The sequence below is a fragment of the Bacillus sp. 22475 genome, from assembly GCF_052044835.1.
Classification (GTDB): domain Bacteria; phylum Bacillota; class Bacilli; order Bacillales; family Bacillaceae_G; genus Bacillus_A; species Bacillus_A cereus.
In genome coordinates, this window is record NZ_JBQENW010000039.1 from 1 (window position 1) to 15,102 (window position 15,102).

The window sequence follows — 15,102 nt, forward strand, 5'->3', positions numbered from 1 at the left end:
CTGGTTTCCACCCCTGATTCTCTACCCAATCAATATTAACCTTATATTTTTTATTACTTTGTTTATCTCGTACATTACCGTAGGCTTTATTATTACCATTATTTCCAATAAAATCGAAAATCAATTGGCTCTCTGGAACATCAACAGCATAAGAGATTGCTTTTTTCATCTCACTCCAATCTACTGTTCCTTCTTTAAATTTCATATCAGGTTTTGCTCCTTGCTCTGTACCAATTGGCTTCCATGAAGGATTAGTTTGAGGATCCTTTTCTTGAGATACCGTTTTTTCTTCCTCTTTATTTTCAGTTCCGTTCGTTTTTACCGATTTTTCTACTTTTTGTTTCCCTTCTAACTGTGCTGCTTCTTTATCTTCAGTTTTCTTCTCTTCTATCTTTGCTATTTCTTTATCTTCAGTTTTCTTCTCTTCTATCTTTGCTGTTTCTTTATCTTCAGTTTTCTTCTCTTCTATCTTTGCTGTTTCTTTATCTTTAGTTTTCTTCTCTTCTATCTTTGTTACTTTCTTTTCTTGAGCAATTGCTTTCTTTGATGTATTAGAAGGGGTAAACAACTGGTATGTCACTATACCAACTGTCACTAATACCAAAGTAAATGCAATATTAAAAATTGCCTTTTGACGACGATTCTGTTGTTTTTCTTGAAATCTGCTTACTTGTCCCATTCTTCAAACCTCCGTTTTTACTTTCTCCTCTACTCTTTATGTATTATCCCTAAAATTCTTAATATTTTTATTAAACAATAGAAATAAACTACACTTTCCATACAGGATTTCATATCATAATATAATTTGTGTTTTTTCAAGTATCTGACATATGTTATTCAAAATAGTTTAATACATTAAAAATTGATAAGCTTCTGCACTTAAGAAACCTTCAATTTTATTCAAAGGTGATTCCAATTACGTCCACATTAGATCTCCTGTAGAAAGCTTTTTAACAATTAAGCCTCTTCTTCCCTTATTTATAATTTTTAAATTAAATTTCCCTCTATAGTATAATAAAGATGTTTCGTTTTCTAATGGGGTATGTCGTAAAATCAAAAGAGATTTTATCTCTTTTACCTTCTTTTCAGAGTAAATTTCACCACTAGGAAATTCTATTATTCCTAATGTAATCTTTAATTCGCTCTCATCAAAAGTCCACTCTTTATTAAGTTCTCTTATCTTTTGTATAAAGCTTCTTTTGGTTTGTCCTATATAGAGCAATGTTACATTCTTAGCAAATACTCTAGAGATTGCAAATATCCCCTTCTTAGAAGCTTCTTCCCTATTATAAAAGTCATTTATACTATACATGCCATACCACTTAATATGTACTGTTTCTATGAATCTCACCTCGTTTTTAGACAATATTATAATTTCTGAATGTTCAAATTATTATAGGTACATATGCTTGATTACTTGAATTATAAATTGTGCTTTTCAATAATACATTTTATTATTACTAATTTCAATAATGAAAAAAAATACAATACTATAGTTTAATTACAAAGCTGTATAAAAAACAAAGTGATGTCGTGCCACATATTTTCTTTTTTTACAATATCAAACTATCGTGAACAAAATTTTAAAAGTTATGGAATAAAAATACAATGTGTATGTACATACATTTCTATTAATTAAGAAGAAAAAGAGTAGAAATTTAATCTCTCTACGCTGTTAAAATTATTCAACTCCCAAAAAACTGTACATCTTCTAGAGATACTAATTTTCTAGTTTTGATGTTTTTATAGTGCTTGAGAGTGATATTATTCAAGCTTTTTCATTGAGAATGCATAAATACAAACAAAACCAGTAATACATCTTTTCTGTACCGTACTGGTTTTGTTTAAGATCATCTTAAATTATAGCTAGTTCACCGAGATTGCAAATTCCGATTTCGGTGCCCCAGCGAATACGATTGTTCCGTTCTTCGGAAGTTCCACCTTGTTATTGCCACTCACAATGGTGAAGTTGACGCAAACTCCCTTCTCATCATACACCGCAAATGAACCATTTGATGGCAGCGTCACGGTCATCCTTTTGTCTGTTGCCACTTGTGGAATTGTAAACCATTTCGCATGCCCATTTGCATCCAACGTAACTTTGGATGATTGGCCTATATCAATTGGTTTTACATTTGATTCACTTACGTATAACAATCCAGCCATCTCCATATATTCATTGCCGCCTTCTGTATAGAAATGCGTTTCCGTCGTATCACGACCATTCATCACGGGTACTTGGATCTGATGCACCGCGGTGTTCGGACCTGTAATTTTTCTGCCCTCCCAATAGCCTGCTGGGCCTTCCTTGCGAGTAATTTGAGTACTAAGATGTTTCGACTGAACAAGATATTGAATAGAACTAAATTTCTCGTTTACACGATAAAACTTGACACCTTCCCTCTTTGCCCATGCAGCAGCGGTTTTCTTCGAAAGCACGTTATCTTCTAGTTTCTCAGCTAAATAGTGGGTCATCACACTTTGCCCTAAACCTGGATGAGATTTATATGCGCTCTCCTTCAAATAAGTTCTTCCATTCTTCTCGGTTACGAAGTTGAGCTTGGAAGTACCCCCCTCATTAATAAAGCTTCCATCAGCAGTATATACATATTTTTCTTCTGGATTAGATGGTAAGAATAGTTCACCGTTCTTCGTAATTTCAATCTTGAAATGAGTTTCGCTATTACCATAAAATCCAGCTTTCTTTGCTACGCCTTGAGGCATTTTGACTTTGACCGGCTTACCAAAGGATTTGTTCGGCTTGATTTCCTTAATAGTACCTTTTTCTTTAAGCGTAGCGAGCAGCAATTCAGTTGCCATTAGCTGATTTGTAGAGCTCCGTCCACCAGATGTCAATACAGCCGCTGCTATTTTCTGTTCCGGAAGCACGACTAATATAGCATGTTGCAATGCCGTATCGCCGCCCTTAGCCAAAGCTTTGATCCCATATTCACTGAATGGGTATAGTTTCACACTATCCCAGCCAAGACCATAGTTAAAAATATTCTCGCCAGCCCCCGGCCACATTCCTTTTTTATATTCCTCTTGCTCCATTGCCTTAACTACCTTATCAGAGAGGATTCCTTTTCCCTGTCCCATAAATAGTTGTGAGAATCGCACCATATCTTCTGCCGTGGAAGATATACCTCCCGTACCAATAACATTCACCGATTCAATTGGAAGTTGCCCTTGGTACGCCGGGTAATATAGTCCAGCCCGATTTTCATCCCTCCATTTGTCCTGCGGCGTTTTCGTATGATTCATTTTTAAAGGCCCTGTAAAGTTTTGATGTAGAAATTCAGTAAAGCTCATACCACTAACTCTTTCCACCAAAATTTCGGCCAGCGTAAAACCATCGTTACAGTATACCGAGAAAGCACCAGGGTCCGCCTTTAAGTTTTGATTTGACAATTGCTGTAACAAGGTATCATGGGCATAGGTATCATTATCGTTAAATAAAAATGCATTACCTAACGTAGAACCTTGCAATCCAGAGGAGTGATTCAATAACATACGCGGTGTAATACGTTTGTATCGACCGTCCTTCATCTTAAAATCAGGAACATAGCGGACAACAGGAGCATCCAAATCGACTTTTCCTTCATCGACCAATTTCATTACAGCCGTTGTTGCATACATTTTACTAACTGAACCAATCCCGTATAAAGTATCTTTGGTTAGCGGCTTTTCCCCTTCCATATCGTTCTTGCCAGCCTGACCAGACAAAATAAGTTTTCCATTATCAATTAGTGCATACTGCACGCTAGCTGCCCCATGGGACTTCGTAAGTAGCTCCGCTTTCTCTGCTGCAATCTTCTTCAGTTCCTGACTAGCTACTTCTTCACCAGTTACAACAGTAGTCTTACTTTCAGAAAATGCTTTCGCTCCTGTTGGTAGAATCATAGTTACCGCTAATGCAGTGGCTAACACACCAGTTAGCTTATTTTTCATCACGGAATTACCTCCTTAAATAATTGATCGTTTTCATCATTCCTTTGTTTAACTATGAAACTATGATAAATTTTACCCGTTTTTACTTTTAGACTACTTGCTAAATTCAGCAAGTAAAATATTTTTAAAAGGATCAGGAGTATCAGCTTTAAGGCTGTTCAAATTGACTGCCAATGTATGCTTGCCTCCAAGTGTGCCTCCAGCAAAAGTTAAAAAGCCAGGAATGGTTCCTCCATGCCCCCATATCGATTCACCGTTTGAAAGCTTCATTTTGAAAATTCCAAGCCCGGAATCACCAAGCTCATCTACTCCTGTAGGGACTGTTGTAAGCATTTGCTTTAGTTGCTGTTCTTTCAATAACTTGCCCCCAAGTAAATAAGAAAAGAATTTGTTTAAATCATCAGCTGTAGAAATCATATCTCCGGCCGAGCTCCCCATACTTGGGTTATAATAAGTAACATCTTTTGGCTCACTTGCTCCGTCTAATTGGATATATCCACGGGCATGCTTGGTTCCTGGAATGACGCTTGAATTTCCAGGTAAGAATGTATTCGCTAATTCAAGTGGTTCAATAATTCGATTTTCAATCTCTTCCGCATAGCTGTTCCCAGTTACTTTTTCAATAAGAATTCCTAGTAATACATATCCTGTATTTGAATACGACCAGCTCTTTCCTGGAGCAAAATCTGGAGGCATGGATATTCCCATCTTTACTAATCCTTCAGCAGTATAAGATTTTTTTGTATCCATCATATTAAAATCCTTTGACCTTGTGTAATTAGCGATACCACTTGTGTGATTCAATAATTGCCGGATAGTAATCTGTTTATCATCATATCCATTTCCTTGAATGACACCAGGCAACCATTTTTCAATAGAATCGTCTAAATTCAAGCGGTTTTCTCCTGCTAATTGAAGTACAACTGTTGCAGTGAACGTCTTTGTCACGCTGCCAATCCGAAAACGAAAATCTGTTTTCATTGGTTTCTTAGTACTCAGATCAGCTACACCAGCCGCATAACTCCATGTTTTTCCACTCTCAGAAGTTTTAGCAAGTATCCCTGGATATCCTAGTTTCAATGTATCCCGCATTGCCTCTTTGACGGAATTATGATCTCTTTGGGTGCTTGTTTGTAACGAACTAGATACATTTTGAATGGACTCCGCTTTTACACTTGAGGTTGGAGTTGTATAAAACAGGGAACCTCCAGTTATTAAAAGGGCTAAACCTGTACATGTAATTTGGCGATGCTTTTTCATCAAAATATTCCTCTCCCCTATTCATATTGTATAAATGGTTATTTGCTGTTTGGAACTAATCACACAGCTTTCTTCTTACCCCACTGCAAAAGGACGACATTGAATTTGTAATGTCTCTTTTCCTCCAAACAAGTCTTATTAATTGATTTGTTTTTTATAGAAATATATAGTATTTTTCTCCTCTCACTCTTCTTTACATTTTCATCTTACACAATGAAAATCTCTTTTTTCTTACCTCTTCCTTACAAATTCCTTACGTTCAAAATCACTTTTATAATTGATTGTTTTTTATGCGAGCCCCCTCACCATCAATTTAAGAATTAAAAAAGAGGGGATTATCCCCCTCCTTTTTACGCTTGCTCCGACTGTCGGAATTATTTAATAAAACCACGATTCAACTTAGTTAACTTTTCATTGATGTTAAAAATTCTTACTCTAATATCTTTAACACCAGCTGCTTCAAGTCTGTTCTTGTGCATTTCCGCGTATTTTTCAGCATCTTGTTTTTCTTCAAATATATAAATGCCTCCAGCTTCTTTTGTTTCTTCATTCTCAGTCCATATTTTCCAGTGGAATCCTTCTTCTTCGTTAATACTATTTGCTAAATCCCAAAATCCTTTTTCCATTTCTTCACCAAAAGGACCTTCAAACGGAAAATCAACTTGTAATAAATATGCCATTTTCACTCACTCCTATTTTTAATATAAAATTCTTGCCATTCTTTTACTGATTATGATCCGAATGATCGTAATGTCTAAATTCGTATTGCTATTATTATTCAAGCACTAATTGGAGAATCCCCCCTATTTGTAACATAATCACAAAACGATAGTAACTTGAACGCATAAAGTGAAAGTTTAATAGTTTTCAGTTATGTTAAAAAAATATGATACAAACTTACCCCTAAACTAAGGACAAACAAAACAAGCGCAGGTATTGCTTTCTTAAAAGGATCTCTCGCTAATACAATTAGAGTTAATGCGGCTGCAAGCATCGTACCGCCTAATAACAATCCTGCCCATAAAGCTACTACTGGAATCCAGATTCCTATCAACATTCCAATCGCTCCTACAATCTCAAAAGCTCCAGTTAAGAAATTAAAAAACGAAGGTAAACCAAATCGTTTGAACTCATCTGCCATTTTCCCGGATATAATTTTCATTCCTGTCATTAAAAAGAACAAAAACAACACTACTTTTACAATATTGATGAAAATTAAAATAGTAATCACACCTTTCTTATTATTTGATAAAAACTCATATTGTTCAGGTAGTAGTCACTACCTTTACCCTATTTCCTGAGATCACCCGTATGGAAGTCGCTTCCATTTACATTACCCTTCTCAATATTAAAGGGCCGAAAATTATGTGCTATAGCATATATAATCCAAAAATTTGACTGGTACTAAGCAAAAAAATGAACCTGAATCAGATATGATACAAAATAAAGTTATCTTCCCATTCGTCCAAACAAACAGAAATTATATGCTGTAGCATATATAATATCTAAAACAAAGTTTGTTCCTTATGAATAGCATAGCATCAATAAGGAACAAATATTAATAGTGTGTATCATACAATTTGTTTAATAACGATTGTAATACTTTAATTTCTTCCTCGCTCAAATTACTCGTAACAAAATGGTGAGCGTCTTTCACTACAGGCAAGATTGTTTTCTTTAATTCGTCACCTTTTTCAGTTAAAAAAAGGTTATGTGAACGCCTATCTTGGGCATTCAAAGCCTTCTTTACAATCCCTTTTCTCTCCATTGACTGTATCATTCTAACAACAGTAGTTTGATCTTTATCAATAGCTTCCGCCAACTCTTTTTGAGTAGTGCTCCTTTGGCTACAAAGAACACTAATGATCCCCCACTGCTCTGGCGTAACTCCATAAGGCTTTAATTTCTTTGTAAAATAATTGGTCATTTTCACATCAGTACGATGAACAAGATAGCCTATTAAATCATGTAAGTTCATATATCACCTCTATAAATTAAGATATAAAAGGATATAGCATACCAGTCAATCATTCACAATGAATGTATTTGTTTCAACATATATATGCTATGGCACATATATTAAAGTAGATTATTTTAATTGTCAAATGATTTACCTATTATTTTTCAAAAACAAAATCGCCTCCTTAGATTATAGAAGGAATGACTAATTTGACGTATCTCTCTGACGATTTCTCCCCTGTCGTTTTATGATATTCTAATAACATTTGATAAAATATGGTATCGACAAATAGTCAAACACCTTTAAAGATACCTCGTTCAGTTCTTGCTGTTACAAGATAAACAGCATATAATCCGTTAACCACCCACATTAGCAACGAAAACATAAAGAAAAGGCATTCCAAATATGAAACACCTTCTTTCGTTTTATAAAACCATCCACTTAAATCTATTTTACAAATATAACATTCAACACGCTGAAATCTTCTATTTAACGTAATCACTCATTTAACTAAAAAACTTAGTTAATTGCACAATGCTCTTCTCACTTTTCTTGCAAAATTTAGTGGATCATCAACGTCTTCGATATTAACGTAAATCAAATTTGGATCATCACATAACCACTCATTGTGTATAGACGAAACGATTATTCCTTGTTTAATAATTGTCGCCACAAATTCAGTGACTTCTTTTTGTAAGAGTGCTACTCGGCCTAGGCATAATGCCCGTCCAGTTTTATTGTCTCGTGATTCGAATGAAAAGGAAGTTGTTACTCTAAAACGTTTTCCTAAGATTGTTGCTCGTATTTCATCTCGGTTTATTGTTGCCACGCATTTCCCACCGGCGAATCCTTCTTGCCCGCCGATAATTCTTGCAAACTGTTGACAAATTAATTCATCATTAAACGCCATACCTTTAATCATCCCCCCTTTTACTGTTAGGTTATGAATGAATACATAGGTCTGAAACGGTAATGAATCTAATCTATAAAAAAATGATGGCAATCTACCGAGAGCTATTAGCTCAATTATTCTTGATCGTATGAATTGTTATCAGAGTTTAAATGGTGCAGAATTTTCATTTTATGTTTAATGGGCATTGGAGACTGAAAGCAAAACTCAGCTATTATATGGTAAGACATTTTTAAAAAGCATAAAAAAGACACCCTAAGGTGCTATCCTCCGACTTGAGAATCGTATCTATGTATGGAGAAATTTTGAAAAGACAAATACAAAAGAGAAGATTCTAACTATAATTTATAGAACTCTTATGCCATGAATTACTTACATATTTCCTTATTTACCAGAAGAAGAATCTCAGTTACATTATTTTCTGAACAGTCTCGTTAAAGCCATCCCAAGAAATCCAATGCCCATTCCTATTAGCCATCCAGTTTGGGCATTACCTAACATAGATCCCACTCCTCCACCAAGAAACATACAGCCAACGAATACTAATCCTCCAATTCCCCAATTTGGCCGTTCCATAATTCAATCACATCCTTTCAATAAAACATATGCGATTAGCTCCCTCAACTTTCTTCTATAGGATAGTTCATTATTTTGCTTAGGTTTAGCGCTATCAGGGAATTCGAAAATTTCTCTTTTTTATATAGACCATTTATTTGCCACATTTCTGTTTACTTATATTTTTTAAAAGAAGGTTTCCATTCTGTTAAATCCTGATAAACAAACGTTATATTGTTACATATTTCCTCTACAACTTCGTACATACGTTTCATATCACTAGTCGTAAATAATATAGATCCTTTGCGTTGAGTGCTATCTACAATAGGTGGTATGATGTCTCCCTCTTTTAGTAATAGATCAATTAATACGACCTCGGATATGTTACTTAACTCCTTATACTTGATTTCTTTTAAGCAACCTGGTTTTGGAATCAAGCTTAAAGACATAGCATGACATTTTGAAGATACACATCTAAATTCATCTATAGTCTCAGTAGCTAACGCATCATAATAGTATCCAAATTGGGATATGCCGGTTGTTAGTTCCACCATCTTCCATATATTACCACCACCTATTCTAACTTGAGATTCTATAATTATCGGCTTATTTTTTTTGTCTATCTTTACTTCTGTATGAGTAATGCCGTTTTCCATTTGCATGTCGTCCAAAAATAGCATTACTTTTTCCATAATTAATTGTTTTTGAGATTCATCTATAGGTGCTGGCATAATAGTATAGTTTATTATAAACGTACCTTCTTTAAATACTTCAGCTGATATCGCTAGTATAGAATGTTTTTTGTTATAAGAAACGGCTTCGACCGTATAAACTACATCACCTTCAATGTACTCTTCCACTAAAACAGGTAGTTGAATACCATTTTCTTCAAAAAATACCTCTACGTCATCTCCCGTGTCTAGCTTAGATACACCTTTACCACCTGCGCCAATCGGGGGCTTTATTATAATACTATCTTTTTTGTTCAAAAATTCATTAATATCTTTAATGTTATTGCAAACTGTCGAATCTATCGAAAAGTCTTTACCTGCTAGCATTTCACGCATCATGTCTTTATTGCGGGTTATCATATTAGCATTGTAAGAAGGCCCTTTAACATTAAAAATCTTTGCAATTATGCAAGCCGTATCTAATGCTGTTTCGTTGAAAGATACAACCACATCAAATGGTTTCTCTTTAAATAATTCTTCAGCATAGTATATAGACAAGGGTATATTTGTCGTGTCTAATTCTTTTTTATAGAAACATTTTTCTAAGATAGTCCCATCAAAATATATGTGTTTAGCGTACGATCCTATGTACGAAACAATATAGCCACTGTCTAATGCATCTTGTATAGGCTTTGTCCATCCCCCTATAAATAAAATGTGGGGTTTATTTTCTATGTCAGTTCCTTTTAATACCTTATGCATCACAATCATCTCCTCTAAAATGAACTCGTATATTCAATATCATTTCCTTTTGATACGCCACGTCTTAACAACGCCACTAAACACAATGTTGTTCCGAATCCCCCTATGAATAACGTAGTTTGAAGCCCAAATATAGAAACTAAAAATGCACTAGCAAAACTTCCTAATGCCCAAGCCCCCCAATTCAGCGTACGTTGTACAGCATTTACTCGGCCTAGCATGTGACTTGGTGAGGCAAGTTGTCGTATGGTTGCAGCGTAAGGGCCAAATACACCTTCTCCCATGCCATGTATGATACTTGCAGCTACTATACCGATAATGGTTCCCATATATCCCATTATCGGTATAAAGGCCAAACCAGTAACTGATACAGTAGCGCTATAAATAAGCATTTTTGTATTATTAATTTGTTGACTTTTTTTCATGAGTATCGTGTTACCTATTAAAAATCCCACCGCTGCTGAGCCTACAACAAACCCTATTTCAAGTTCAGATAGACCCATTACCTTATACAGGAATATTACTAAAATACTATTTAGTATGTATTTAAAAAAACCGTAAACAGCGCCACAGGTTACAATTGGTTCTAATACAGGGTGTTTTTTAAAATATACCAAGCCTTCATATATGTTTTGGTATATGGATTTTATATTTACGTCTTTTAAAGAGCCCTCTGTATGCGGTTTAAACTTGGAAATAAATAATACAAATGCAAAACAAACAAAATACGTTACTGCGTCAATAGTAAAAGAGCCTGTTAATCCAAATAGAGTAATGATGATTCCTGCTAGCATAGGACCAATTACTACAGAAAGAGACTCCGAAAGTGCTAGTTGAGCATTTCCTTTTTTTAACTTGTCTTTATCTGTTACTATTTCCGGTAAGAAAGAAGGAACAGCAATGTTATAAAATGTAGTAAATATTCCATTTAAAAACATGATAAACACTAATAAAGGGAACGTTAAAATATTTGTTACAGTCAGTATGAATACTGATAAAAATAATACTCCTTGACATATACTACAAATTAGCAAAACATTTTTCCTATGAAAGATGTCTATCAAAGCACCGGCTACTAACCCGAAAATTAGGTAGGGTACAAATATAATCCCACGAAGCATGGCAGCATTTGCCTCGCTTGTTTGTAGCACCTCTAATGCAAAAAGAGGCAAAGCTACCATTGTAAGCTGGGTACCTAACAAACTTATAGACTGTCCTAGCCAAAGCTTGTGAAAATTAAAACGTTTGCTATCTTTCATAATATCCCCCCACTAAATTCATATTTATAAATTATCAAGTTAACGATATAAATAAGAACAGGAAAAGCCTATCTTTCAACTAATGTCTGTACCACATAAAAATTCGAAGCCTAATATAAAAGCGATTTTAGTTTCAAAATGAAGACTTGATCTTTAAAGCTCTCTTGGCTATTAAAAAGCTCATTTTCCGATTTTATGTCACTTTGAATCACCTCCAGCATCAGTATAACCTTGAAGGCACGCTGTTGTATGCATTTTGGAATGTAACAGCAAGATATCAAAGTTACGATGACAAGTTTTTATGTAATTATACGTAATCAAATCTGCACGATTTGAGGAAAAGAACAATCTGTGAATCTAAGGTATCAAGTTTGAATTCAACTCGTCACAAATATACACTTGGATTGGAACGATACTTTTATAGCGGTGATATATCAAGTTACCCTTTCCTAGGATTCTTCAGAAAGAACAGCGTATTTTTTCATATTAGGTGTTATTTTGTTTTGTTAGTTTAATAGCGATGTAGCACTCCCCTTTCAAAATAGTAAAGTATAAACATGAAAAAACTCCTAACAAATTTTGTTCGGAGTTTTTTCAAATACGCGATATTTATTTAATCTTCATTATTGATTTCTATTGTACCTGTTCTAGCACTAACTTTTAAAATATTTAACAGATTATCAGGTGTCTTGATTTCCACTTCATATTCAAATTGTGATTGTGCTAAGTTGTCATCTTCTAATTCGAATTCTTTTTTCACATTAATAATTTCTCCATTTGTATGAGCTAAAGAAATTTCACGAACTTGTTTCTCTGTGTAGTTTTCATTCTTTTTTGCATAATTGTAACCCATACCATAATATCCACCAACAATAGCAATACCACTTACTAAAATAGCAATTACACTTATAATTATTTTCTTTTTATGTTTTAACATTTTCATCCACTCCTTAATGATTAATCATCTATTCCAAATCTTGCTTCAAGTGCATTTTCTGCTTGCTCTAATTGATCTTCCAGTATATCGTGTTCTTTTTCTTGCGTTTGATATTGCTCAACAGTTATCGTTCCAGCGTGATAATCTGCTTCTAGCTGATTATCAGATAGATCTATCTTGTCATCCAATTGGTCAATTTCTTTTTTTGCTGCTAAGTACGTATTTAAGTTATCTTCTTTTGCTCCAACTGGTTTCGTGTTATTTGCCTTTTCTACAATAGATGAGACTTCGTTTTTGAAATCTTGTATTTGTTTCTTATCATTTGTAGCAGCTTGTGTTTTGTTTGGTTCTTGTTGTAATTGAGCGACTTCTTTTTGTAATTTATCATTTTCCACTTTCAGTTGTTGTACTTCTGTATTGTTATCAACTTGAGTAGAACAAGCTGTTAAAAATAAACAGGACATTGCTCCCATCAGCATCCATTTTCCCATTCTGTTTTCCTCCCTTTACATGTGCACCTTATCCTTGCCTTTATATTACCGAACAAACATTAAAGGAAGATTAATGTACAAAAAAATAAAGTGAAGGCTTTTACAGGCAGTTAATCCCTACCTAACTCCCTCGCATTCACTGAATTTTGAGGGAGTAGTCTTACTGCCCGTTAATGCGGGATAAAATGATATAATTAACTAGTTTCTAATCTTTCTTTAATGTTTTGGAATTATAGTGATACATATTAATAAGAAGAAAAGGAGAATGTTAATGCGAGTTCTTATTGTCGAAGATGAACAAGACTTACAAAATATATTGGTGAAACGATTAAATGCAGAACATTATAGTGTCGATGCATGTGGGAATGGAGAAGATGCCCTGGATTATATAAACATGGCTACCTACGATTTGATTGTCCTTGACATTATGATTCCCGGAATAGATGGTTTACGCGTATTACAAAGATTACGCGCGGACAATAATGCAACTCCTGTCTTGCTTCTTACAGCTAAAGATACAATTGATGATCGTGTAACAGGACTCGACTTAGGTGCGGATGATTATTTAGTAAAGCCGTTTGCTTTTGATGAACTGTTAGCAAGAATTCGAGTGTTAATGCGAAGAAAAACAGGAAATACATCTAATGTGTTTGAAATCGCTGACCTAGTGGTAGATTGCAATATGCATAAAGTAACACGAGGAGACCAAGTTATCACTCTTTCCAGTAAAGAATTTGCTATTTTAGAATATATGATTCGTAATAAAGAAGTTGTGCTGACACGAGATAAAATTGAGCAACATGTGTGGAATTACGACTATGACGGCGGCTCGAATATTATTGATGTTTACGTCCGCTATCTTCGTAAAAAAATTGATAGCCAGTTTGAAACGAAGTTAATTCATACAGTGCGCGGAACTGGTTACGTATTGCGAGTAGAATCATGAAAAGACTATCAATAAAAATGAGAGTGACCCTGTGGTATACGGGGCTAATTGTAATTATTATGGCACTCGTGTTAGCTTTTATTTTAACTTCTTCAGATAAAGTTTTGCTTTTTAATATGAAAGATCAATTAAAGAGCACAGTAAAAGAAAGCATGGAAGATATCGAATATAAGCATGGGCAGTTAAAGATTGACGATGATTTTGAAACCTTAGAAGATGGAGTAAATATAAGCATTTATAGTAAACAAGGTGAGCTGTTGGTAGGACATAGTCCAACAAGCTTTAATAAAAAGATATCGCTTAAATCCGATGAAATACAAACCATTAAAGACGGCAATAAAGAATGGATAGTATATGATTTTCTCCATAATGCAGGCGGCGATGAGCAAGTCTGGGTTCGTGGAATAATGACTATGAACCAATTATCCTCAACGATGAATACGCTTATCGTGGTAACAATCATCTCATTCCCATTACTTATTCTTATTGCGGCATTCGGAGGATATTTTATTACGCAAAGGGCGTTTCGACCTGTGCAACAAATGAGTGATTCAGCCAGTAAAATTGGTGATGGTAAAGACCTTTCGAAGAGAATTAATTTACAAGGTTCACCGAAAGACGAAATGTATCATTTAGCACAAACCTTTGACAAAATGTTTGAGCGATTGGAGACATCATTCGAAAGTGAAAAACAATTTACATCTGACGCATCTCATGAATTAAGAACACCAACATCTGTTATTATTTCGCAATGCGAATACGCTTTATCGCAGAGAAATAATCCGAAAGAAATGGAAGAATCGTTAGAAGTAATTTTAAAACAATCACGTAAAATGTCCGCTCTAATCTCACAACTCTTATTATTAGCACGAGCTGACCAAGGAAACCATAATACTTTCCAATTTGAATGTATCAATATGAGTGAATTAACGGAAATCGTTGTAGAAGAGCTTTCATTAATGGTTCAAGAAGCTTCGATTGATATAACAACTAATATAGAGGAAGACCTATTTATTAAAGCAGATCAAACATTGACGATGCGTTTATTAATGAATTTACTAACGAATGCGATTGCTTATAGTAAAGCGAGCGGAACTGTGCATATGCAACTATTCCGTGATGAAACCAACATAATAGGTAAAGTCTCCGATAATGGCATCGGCATCAGCGAGCAACATATTACTAAAATATGGGACCGCTTCTATCGAGTTGACGCAGCACGAACATCTTCAAACATCGGAAACACAGGTTTAGGATTGTCGATGGTAAAATGGATTGTCGAACTACATGGAGGAGAAATTACGGTTGAAAGTAAATTAGGAGAAGGCAGTACTTTTACATTTAAACTACCAATTGAAAAAAGAGCATAATTTATACGTGTCTGTCGCTTCAGAATAAAG

Annotated in this window: 15 protein-coding genes; 2 read left to right on the forward strand and 13 right to left on the reverse strand. The window is 34.7% G+C overall.

What is annotated here, in order from left to right:
• The 13 genes from ACTJJY_RS29055 to ACTJJY_RS29115 form a co-directional block, all read right to left on the reverse strand.
• Positions 1 to 679: DUF1510 family protein (locus tag ACTJJY_RS29055; RefSeq protein WP_440605948.1), on the reverse strand; the 679-nt coding region annotated here is incomplete at its 3' end.
• 237 nt (positions 680 to 916) lie between these two features.
• Positions 917 to 1,351: a hypothetical protein gene (locus tag ACTJJY_RS29060; protein ID WP_015055158.1), complete on the reverse strand. Its 435-nt coding sequence runs from the start codon at positions 1,349 to 1,351 to the stop codon at positions 917 to 919.
• 515 nt (positions 1,352 to 1,866) lie between these two features.
• Positions 1,867 to 3,951 (reverse strand): serine hydrolase domain-containing protein, encoded by a 2,085-nt coding sequence (locus ACTJJY_RS29065; protein ID WP_095691548.1) that lies wholly within the window; start codon positions 3,949 to 3,951, stop codon positions 1,867 to 1,869.
• A 93-nt stretch (positions 3,952 to 4,044) separates the two neighbouring features.
• Positions 4,045 to 5,211 (reverse strand): serine hydrolase domain-containing protein, encoded by a 1,167-nt coding sequence (locus ACTJJY_RS29070; RefSeq protein WP_095690578.1) that lies wholly within the window; start codon positions 5,209 to 5,211, stop codon positions 4,045 to 4,047.
• 374 nt (positions 5,212 to 5,585) lie between these two features.
• Positions 5,586 to 5,891 carry a monooxygenase gene (locus tag ACTJJY_RS29075; RefSeq protein WP_095690577.1) on the reverse strand — a complete coding sequence of 102 codons (306 nt, stop codon included), beginning with the start codon at positions 5,889 to 5,891 and terminating at the stop codon, positions 5,586 to 5,588.
• 191 nt (positions 5,892 to 6,082) lie between these two features.
• Positions 6,083 to 6,439: a DoxX family protein gene (locus tag ACTJJY_RS29080; RefSeq protein WP_095691547.1), complete on the reverse strand. Its 357-nt coding sequence runs from the start codon at positions 6,437 to 6,439 to the stop codon at positions 6,083 to 6,085.
• A gap of 330 nt (positions 6,440 to 6,769) precedes the next feature.
• Positions 6,770 to 7,189, reverse strand: coding sequence for a MarR family winged helix-turn-helix transcriptional regulator (locus ACTJJY_RS29085; RefSeq protein WP_440607213.1), 420 nt, complete (start codon positions 7,187 to 7,189; stop codon positions 6,770 to 6,772).
• 505 nt (positions 7,190 to 7,694) lie between these two features.
• Positions 7,695 to 8,093 carry a DUF1259 domain-containing protein gene (locus tag ACTJJY_RS29090; protein WP_000589729.1) on the reverse strand — a complete coding sequence of 133 codons (399 nt, stop codon included), beginning with the start codon at positions 8,091 to 8,093 and terminating at the stop codon, positions 7,695 to 7,697.
• 402 nt (positions 8,094 to 8,495) lie between these two features.
• Complete coding sequence (locus ACTJJY_RS29095) at positions 8,496 to 8,657, reverse strand: hypothetical protein (RefSeq protein ID WP_000441009.1); 162 nt, start codon at positions 8,655 to 8,657, stop codon at positions 8,496 to 8,498.
• Between the two features lie 152 nt (positions 8,658 to 8,809).
• Positions 8,810 to 10,069 carry an ATP-grasp domain-containing protein gene (locus ACTJJY_RS29100; RefSeq protein ID WP_142947124.1) on the reverse strand — a complete coding sequence of 420 codons (1,260 nt, stop codon included), beginning with the start codon at positions 10,067 to 10,069 and terminating at the stop codon, positions 8,810 to 8,812.
• 14 nt (positions 10,070 to 10,083) lie between these two features.
• Positions 10,084 to 11,328 (reverse strand): MFS transporter, encoded by a 1,245-nt coding sequence (locus ACTJJY_RS29105; RefSeq protein WP_000655287.1) that lies wholly within the window; start codon positions 11,326 to 11,328, stop codon positions 10,084 to 10,086.
• 613 nt (positions 11,329 to 11,941) lie between these two features.
• Positions 11,942 to 12,265, reverse strand: coding sequence for a PepSY domain-containing protein (locus ACTJJY_RS29110; protein ID WP_440607219.1), 324 nt, complete (start codon positions 12,263 to 12,265; stop codon positions 11,942 to 11,944).
• Positions 12,266 to 12,285: 20 nt separating this feature from the next.
• Positions 12,286 to 12,756: a hypothetical protein gene (locus tag ACTJJY_RS29115; protein ID WP_088024236.1), complete on the reverse strand. Its 471-nt coding sequence runs from the start codon at positions 12,754 to 12,756 to the stop codon at positions 12,286 to 12,288.
• Between the two features lie 271 nt (positions 12,757 to 13,027).
• On the opposite strand from ACTJJY_RS29115, the gene ACTJJY_RS29120 reads away from it, so the two are divergent.
• Together ACTJJY_RS29120 and ACTJJY_RS29125 are read left to right on the forward strand one after the other, a co-directional pair.
• Complete coding sequence (locus ACTJJY_RS29120) at positions 13,028 to 13,702, forward strand: response regulator transcription factor (protein WP_033695812.1); 675 nt, start codon at positions 13,028 to 13,030, stop codon at positions 13,700 to 13,702.
• Positions 13,699 to 15,072, forward strand: a complete 1,374-nt coding sequence (locus ACTJJY_RS29125; protein WP_440607214.1) for a sensor histidine kinase — start codon at positions 13,699 to 13,701, stop codon at positions 15,070 to 15,072. The genes ACTJJY_RS29120 and ACTJJY_RS29125 overlap by 4 nt, the downstream gene beginning before the upstream one ends.
• Positions 15,073 to 15,102 lie beyond the last annotated feature (30 nt).

Coding starts and splice junctions, on each gene's coding strand:
- ACTJJY_RS29100 (WP_142947124.1), bottom strand. CDS start 10,069: ATGCATAAGGTATTAAAAGGAACTGACATAGAAAATAAACCCCACATT.
- ACTJJY_RS29115 (WP_088024236.1), bottom strand. CDS start 12,756: ATGGGAAAATGGATGCTGATGGGAGCAATGTCCTGTTTATTTTTAACA.
- ACTJJY_RS29095 (WP_000441009.1), bottom strand. CDS start 8,657: ATGGAACGGCCAAATTGGGGAATTGGAGGATTAGTATTCGTTGGCTGT.
- ACTJJY_RS29090 (WP_000589729.1), bottom strand. CDS start 8,093: ATGATTAAAGGTATGGCGTTTAATGATGAATTAATTTGTCAACAGTTT.
- ACTJJY_RS29120 (WP_033695812.1), top strand. CDS start 13,028: ATGCGAGTTCTTATTGTCGAAGATGAACAAGACTTACAAAATATATTG.
- ACTJJY_RS29070 (WP_095690578.1), bottom strand. CDS start 5,211: ATGAAAAAGCATCGCCAAATTACATGTACAGGTTTAGCCCTTTTAATA.
- ACTJJY_RS29085 (WP_440607213.1), bottom strand. CDS start 7,189: ATGAACTTACATGATTTAATAGGCTATCTTGTTCATCGTACTGATGTG.
- ACTJJY_RS29105 (WP_000655287.1), bottom strand. CDS start 11,328: ATGAAAGATAGCAAACGTTTTAATTTTCACAAGCTTTGGCTAGGACAG.
- ACTJJY_RS29110 (WP_440607219.1), bottom strand. CDS start 12,265: ATGTTAAAACATAAAAAGAAAATAATTATAAGTGTAATTGCTATTTTA.
- ACTJJY_RS29075 (WP_095690577.1), bottom strand. CDS start 5,891: ATGGCATATTTATTACAAGTTGATTTTCCGTTTGAAGGTCCTTTTGGT.
- ACTJJY_RS29065 (WP_095691548.1), bottom strand. CDS start 3,951: ATGAAAAATAAGCTAACTGGTGTGTTAGCCACTGCATTAGCGGTAACT.
- ACTJJY_RS29125 (WP_440607214.1), top strand. CDS start 13,699: ATGAAAAGACTATCAATAAAAATGAGAGTGACCCTGTGGTATACGGGG.